Consider the following 2593-nt stretch of genomic DNA (forward strand, 5'->3'; position numbering starts at 1 on the left):
TGCGTATTTCGGTGATTGCGATCGGCTGTTTCGGTTTATTCCGATCACTTGATCCTGCCGTTTTTCTCTCTTCTTATTTTTACTCTAAGTGATCGGATTGCGCCAGTTTTCTCATTGATTCACCTCCCAGTTCTATTCGATGACTATTGTGTACTAGCCGATCCATTAGCGCGTCTGCGACGGTCGCGTTGCCGATCATGTTGTACCACTCCTTTACAGGTAACTGACTGATGACGATTGTGCTGCTGTTTTGATAACGATCTTCCAGCACTTCTAATAAGTGACCCGCATGCTCTTGAGTCAGCTTTTCCATCCCCCAGTCGTCGAGGATCAGTAAGGCTTTCTTAGCCAATGATTGGAGTTGTTTTTGATAGCTTCCATCCAGACGACCAGCGGTCAGGTCGTCAAGCAAGCGAGTTAATCGGTAGTACCTAACCGTTTGTTGTTGGTCACAGGCGCTGGTTGCCAGGGCGCAGGCAAGATACGTTTTGCCTGCGCCTGTTGGGCCTGTAACCAAGATGTTCTGGTGTTTGTATAGATAACTGCCCGTCAGAAGTTCGCCCATCTGCTTACGATTGAGGTTTCGTCCCTCCTTATAGATGAGTTGGCTCGGCTGCGCATCTACTCTCAGCTTGGCTTGTCGTTTAAAGCGTTGGATTTTGCTCTGATTGCGATTCAAGATCTCGCTTTCCAGAAGTAGGCTTAGCCTTTCCTCGAAGTCCAGTTCTGCGTAGGTGGTCAGTTGCTCTTGCTGCTGCTCTAATGCTTTCGCTGCATGGCTCAAGCGTAGGGTTTTGAGTTGGTCGTTCAGTGCATTCATATCCTTTCTCCTAGTGATAACTGTTCGGGCCACGAACATTGCTATGAACAAGGTTTGGCGTACTCGTGTTGTCTTTACTCAGTTGTCCTTCACGATTGTTTTTCAGCAAATTGCTGATGAAGGTGTAATTGGATTTTGTCAGCATCAGCGCATCTTTACAGGCTTGCTCTAGGCGCGATTCGCCATAGGTTTTACTGAGGCTGAGCAAGCCAAGACAGGAACGATAAGACTGCTCTGGATGAGGCTTGGAGTTCAGCATCTTATTGACGACTTCTCGTGTGGCTGGGCCGATATTGGCTCCCCAGCTAAGCAAGCGCCCTGGCGACCACTTCTGATGTTGATGGTTGCTTGGCATGTGCTCTGGTTGGGTGCTGTTTCCTCGCTCTCTTTGGCTACGTGGATGCTGGGCCACCAAGTTACCTTGATGGTAGATCTGCACAAGGCGTTTAGAGGCTTCCAACTCGACATAGTGACCAACAAGTTGATGGGGAACCGAGTAGTAATGACGACGATATTCGATGTGATAGTCAGGGCCAACTTTGGCTCGTTTAGTTTCGGTATACAGGTAACGCTGCTTAGGCAGTGGCTTTAATGCAGGTTTGTCGAGTTTATCGAACAACGCTTGACGGCTCGCGCCATACTGTTTCATCTCACGCTGATTTAACTCATCCATGAGTTCACGGATGGCGAGATTCAACTCTTTAAAGGTATGGAAGGTTTGGTGTCGCAGCCGCATCATGATCCAGCGTTCCACTAGGAGCACGGCATTCTCTGCCTTGGCTTTATCTTTAGGTTTGTAGGGGCGAGCTGGCATCACAGCGGTTTGATAGTGATTCGCCAGTTTTTGATAGCTATCGTTCAGCCTCGGCTCATAACGATTGGCTTTAGTGACCGCGCTGCGTAGGTTATCGGGAACTAAGAGTTGTGGTACGCCACCGAAGTGTTCGAACGCATTCGTATGCGCCTCTAACCAGTAGGGCTTCCCTTGGCTGGGGAAGGCTTCAACATAAGTGTAATTGGACGCGCCTAAAGTCGCGACGAACACCTCCGCTTCGCGCACTTCGCCTGTGTCAGGATTGACCACCTGGAGCCGAGGCCCACAGTAATCGATAAACAGTTTATCACCTGCAACATGCAGCTGGCGCATGCTGCGTTTTTGGGTTTTGAACCAACGAGTGAAGTGCTCGCAGAACTGAGTGTAAGCGTAAGCTTGTTCTTGATATTGCTCATGATACTCCTGCCAGAGCAGCATCTTTGTCATGCCTTTACGTCTGAGTTCGACTGCGTATTGAGTGAAGTCTGGCATGACTTTATCTCGACTGGCTTTCTTGCCGTGATATAACGCCTGTGTGAGATCTACATCGCTGCAACTATCGGGTAGAGGCCAACCAAGTTGGCTTTGTTTAAAGCGAGTAAGGAGTTCAGATATGGTGGACGGGCCGAGTTTAAGGCAAGAAGCGATACCACGATTTGAGAGACCGCAGTCGTACTTAAGGCGTAATACCTCTTTAATTTTGTTCATTGGAGTTCTCTTTTTGGCCATTGTCGCTTCCTTACTTGCTTGTTTAAGAAGTAAAGAATAGCGAGCTATTGATTTAAAAGAGAAAAAGGAAGGATTTCGGCCATTACGATCGCGGTTTTCGCTATTCCGATCACCGATTTCGGAGTTAGGCTAAAAGTGATCGGATAATCGCGGAATTAGTGATCGGTTTAAACCGAAATGGGTGATCGGATAATCCCGAAATGACTGATCGGAATGCTCCGAAATATGCA

The 2593-nt window shown here is 48.2% G+C and carries 2 protein-coding genes; both read right to left on the bottom strand.

All coding sequences use genetic code 11. The features are described from left to right. Nucleotides 1-79: 79 nt before the first annotated feature. A complete protein-coding gene (gene istB / locus RH85_RS20505) occupies nt 80-820 on the bottom strand; it encodes an IS21-like element ISVch3 family helper ATPase IstB (RefSeq protein WP_006714664.1) in 741 nt (246 codons plus the stop codon). A 10-nt stretch (nt 821-830) separates the two neighbouring features. Next, entirely contained in the window at nt 831-2363 is a 1533-nt protein-coding gene (gene istA, locus RH85_RS20510; protein WP_006714665.1) for an IS21 family transposase, read from the bottom strand. Nucleotides 2364-2593 lie beyond the last annotated feature (230 nt).

The sequence above is a fragment of the Vibrio ichthyoenteri ATCC 700023 genome (genome assembly GCF_000222605.1).
Classification (GTDB): domain Bacteria; phylum Pseudomonadota; class Gammaproteobacteria; order Enterobacterales; family Vibrionaceae; genus Vibrio; species Vibrio ichthyoenteri.

Coding starts and splice junctions, on each gene's coding strand:
- istB (WP_006714664.1), bottom strand. CDS start 820: ATGAATGCACTGAACGACCAACTCAAAACCCTACGCTTGAGCCATGCA.
- istA (WP_006714665.1), bottom strand. CDS start 2,363: ATGGCCAAAAAGAGAACTCCAATGAACAAAATTAAAGAGGTATTACGC.